The 3,881-nt window shown below is 39.6% G+C and carries 3 protein-coding genes; 2 read left to right on the forward strand and 1 reads right to left on the reverse strand.

From position 1 onward, the window contains the following. The first annotated feature begins 135 nt into the window (after positions 1-135). Together C2M32_RS03935 and C2M32_RS03940 are read left to right on the forward strand one after the other, a co-directional pair. Positions 136-1,029, forward strand: coding sequence for an HNH endonuclease (locus C2M32_RS03935; protein ID WP_105167211.1), 894 nt, complete (start codon positions 136-138; stop codon positions 1,027-1,029). A 405-nt stretch (positions 1,030-1,434) separates the two neighbouring features. Next, positions 1,435-1,872 carry a GNAT family N-acetyltransferase gene (locus C2M32_RS03940; protein ID WP_105167212.1) on the forward strand — a complete coding sequence of 146 codons (438 nt, stop codon included), beginning with the start codon at positions 1,435-1,437 and terminating at the stop codon, positions 1,870-1,872. A gap of 181 nt (positions 1,873-2,053) precedes the next feature. On the opposite strand, the gene C2M32_RS03945 is transcribed toward C2M32_RS03940, so the two are convergent. Next, positions 2,054-2,770, reverse strand: coding sequence for a CPBP family intramembrane glutamic endopeptidase (locus C2M32_RS03945; protein WP_158678105.1), 717 nt, complete (start codon positions 2,768-2,770; stop codon positions 2,054-2,056). Positions 2,771-3,881: the final 1,111 nt, after the last annotated feature.

Below are 3,881 nucleotides of genomic sequence, written 5' to 3' on the forward strand. Positions count from 1 at the left end.
CTTTTGTACATATGTTGTATATATCACATAACTACATTATGGTACATAAGTTACTTATGTTATTTTTGATGAATCAATCTTTCAAGGGTTACAGAACCGAATTAATAGGTCATAAAAACAGCTAATGGAGTGCAGATGTCTCGCAAAAAATTTATGGAATCGTATGGAGCCACGAATCGAAACGATCGCTATGGATGGGCTTTTGTAAATCATGCCGATAAGGTAGTTATTTTTGGTGCTTGGGATGTTCATACCGAACCTGACAGGGCGTTAATAATGTCTACTGACTGGGAGCGAAATGAGTCAGGGCGAAAGCAAAATGCTTATGGAGAAGCTATAGAGTACATTAGACTCGTTGAAAATGAGGGTTATGCGTTAAAGACATTCCCTATGATATTGGGAGAGGAATATGACAAAAAAACAGGAACAACAAGGGCAAAGATAAAAGATTACATTGCAGTTGTCTCAGATATGTCTCTTGAGGTTATAAATGGAGATTATTACGCTGTTGGTAATCATGATGTTCGAGTTTCTAGAAAAGCGCCTTCGAACGTTGCTCAAGACGTAACCGACATATTCGACACAATAGTTGAGAAGACTGAGCGGGAAAGTATGGTTTTAGCTCGCATCGGTCAAGGTAAGTTTAGGCAAAATGTTATAGACGCTTGGGGTAACGGTGAAAGTTGTGCTCTGACCCTTACAAATATTCGTGAAATGCTGATCGCATCGCATATAGTTCCTTGGTCGAAATGCAACAGTAATGAACAGCGGCTTGATGGTGCAAACGGGATATTGTTATGTGCCCATATTGATAAACTTTTTGACGCGCACTTACTGACTTTTGTTAAACAAGGCTCAAAATTCATTTTGAAACTATCGTCTAAGATTGACCCATCCTTATTAAAAGGTCTGGGTATAGAGGCCGGTTATGAGTTATGTACCGACCGATTAACCAATCTACACCGAGAACGATTTGAAAATTATATGGCTGAGCATAATAGTCTTTTTATGCAAAAGGCTAATAGTTAGTTTAAATGGTTCGCTCTGTTAAAGGTGAATACTAAGTTTTTGTATAGTAAAACTGGTTTTGAGGCCAAATCATCGCTTTGCTACACAAAAATCAAAGTTATTGTTTATTAAAATTGGTTTTTGACTTGGTTTCAAACTCCTGTTTTAGAGGGTTTTCACTCACTCACTCACTAGTTTGTGGTGCGTTTTTGCAATTTATTACCGTTCTAAAATGTACTTTAGACATTAAATCTTAAGAATATCTAAAAAGCCCCTGATATCAGGGGCTTTTTAATGCCTGAATAAACAGCATGCGACAGCACCATAACAAGTCCCCAATATTGAAATTTTAGTGCTTGCCCATATCTCTCATTAAGGTCGTACGCAAATACGTTTTTACAAAATCACTGGTAAACGGAGATCAAAGTGGCTGTATCGCTTCGAGAAATAAGTAAGGATAATTATGAAGCTGTGTGTGATCTCGATGTTAAACAAGAGCAGGAAGAGTGGGTCGCGTGCAATATGTGGTCAATTGTTGAGTCCAAGTTTAATGATGGCTATGTCACTAGAGCGATATACGCAGACAATGAGCCCGTTGGCTTTTTTATGTGGGTTAAGGAGTCTTTGCATAAAGTCTCAATCTGGCGTTTTATGGTCGATCAAAATCATCAACAAAAAGGCATTGGGCGAGTGGCTTTGAAGCTAGCCTTGGACGAGATAAAAGCATGTCCCAGCGTGAAGGAAATTGAAATTTGCTATAAAACCGACAACCCCGTTGCAAAAGATTTTTACGCGGGCTTTGGGTTTGTTGAAACAGGTATGGATGATGAGGGGGAAGATATGCTTGCCAGTATCATGCTTTAACATTCGATTGTCGGTTCGCTTAAAGCGAAACAATAAAAAAGCCCTTCACTTCAAGTGAAGGGCTTTTTTATTTACATCGTATTCTGAGCGGCAAGGGTATAAATATATTCATACCCAATTATGCATTATTGTTGTTCATGAATAGCGATTAGTTGTGATAGATAGAATAATTTAGCCGTTTTTAGACTGCGACAAATTCCACATAATAAATGGTTTTGAGCACCACCGTAGTATTGATAAGAGCATGCATAAGGACGCAAGTTAAAATTGAGTTGGTATGCATTCTAGCAAGACATAGCATGATCCCCTGACAAAATATGATAGCAACCAAGTACAGCTCATATTGTGGGTGTACCATGCCCCACAGTAGAGAGGTTAGGATCACAGCGCCAGCAGGGCGTAAAAATGAGCGTGAAAAGCCATGAAACAAATAACCACGGAAGAATAGCTCTTCAAAAAGTGGCGCGATAACAATTACCGCGATTAGCAACAACCACAACGCATCGGCAGAGGTGTAAAGAGAAACGGCATACTCATCGGCAAAGGGTTTGTCCATTGCATACATGAGCGAATGACTTACCACTAGGAACAAAGCAGTAGCAGCCAGCCATTTGACTAAATCGGGTGCTGAAGATGCTTTAATCGCCAAATATTGTAAGAAGTCTTTTGTTCCGAATCGCACGAGTGCAAATATCAAGGTCGAGCAGACCAAAAAAGAAGCGAAGGTGGCTATGGATACAACCCAGGCGTCGCTCGCCTTATTTCCCACAGCTAACTTTGCAGTATCTACATAGTGCGAAGAAACGCTGTCTTGCACCAGTATGAAGAAGAAAAGAATGAGCGCTCCACCAAGTAAAGTGCCTATAAAGCCAAAATAGTGATCGGTTTGTCTAATCATTAGAATATTCCTTATAGTCGTAGCAGACATTTGTTTATAACGTTAATTTTTCAATTCACGTTTATCCATTACCAGCCACACGAACTACCTGCGCAGATCACGGCTACGCAGCATTGAGTCGTTGATATACATTCCATGTAATAGGCACGATATTGATAAATAGTGAGTTGTTGTAGTAATGGTAAGAATAGCGCCATATGAATAGGGTTCTTGCTCTACCATACGGGAATGACATTAACACAGAGATAACAACTTAGTAATATGAATTATGTAATATCTTATTACTGAATTATTGCCAAAACCGATCTCAAGTGGCTCTTCAAGATTAGTACAGTTGAGTCCAGTCTACTACCTGACAGTTCGTACAGGACGGGCAAAAACGATGGTTTTTATTGCTACCTGATAGTTCCTACAGGCAGGGTGAAAATATCGCATTTCCGAGTGCTCAAAAAGCACTTTCTGGGGTACTTACAATCAGCGGTCCTACCATCAAAAAGCTGCATAATCTCATTCGTCAAACTATTGCTAATAGCCCACTATTATTAGCTTTGCGGCCCATCAAGTAGTGTTAAGCAATTCATTATAACGACCTAAACACGTCATGATTACCATAGAAAAGCGCAACAATTTTTAGCGTGCGCTAATGAACTATAAGGCGGCAAAATAGCGTCGAAACCTCTCCTCTTACACTTACCTAGTATTTATCCCAGTACTGCTCAATCACCACATCGTAGACAATTTGTTCAAGCCTGTATTGATGCGCTCCATACATGACAACTTCTTTAATGAAGCTAGCTCAACTTAGAAAGCTTCACTTATTAAATAAGGATAAAGAAGGAGGTAAGCACTCACTTAAGAAGGTGCAGGATGCGTTTCAATATGGCGGCAAACCTTACATAGATAAGTAGTCATGCTGACGGTAAGGGGAGCTTATTGGTTCGTTGGCATCATTTTGAATGAGAAATGAGGCGGTAAATAGAGTGCTAGTTGTGTGCAGCTTTTTATGACTTAAACACCCGCTTCTACAACGATGGAGCGGTGTGTTAGGGCGGTATCCGAACACATGGTTAGTGAATAAATTCTAATAAAACAATAATAAGGGAAGCAATAT

Source organism: Pseudoalteromonas sp. T1lg23B, assembly GCF_002964665.1.
Lineage (GTDB): Bacteria > Pseudomonadota > Gammaproteobacteria > Enterobacterales > Alteromonadaceae > Pseudoalteromonas.

What these genes read in the sequence shown, in the direction of transcription:
- C2M32_RS03935 (WP_105167211.1), top strand. Translation starts at nt 136, where the DNA reads ATGTCTCGCAAAAAATTTATGGAATCGTATGGAGCCACGAATCGAAAC.
- C2M32_RS03945 (WP_158678105.1), bottom strand. Translation starts at nt 2,770, where the DNA reads ATGATTAGACAAACCGATCACTATTTTGGCTTTATAGGCACTTTACTT.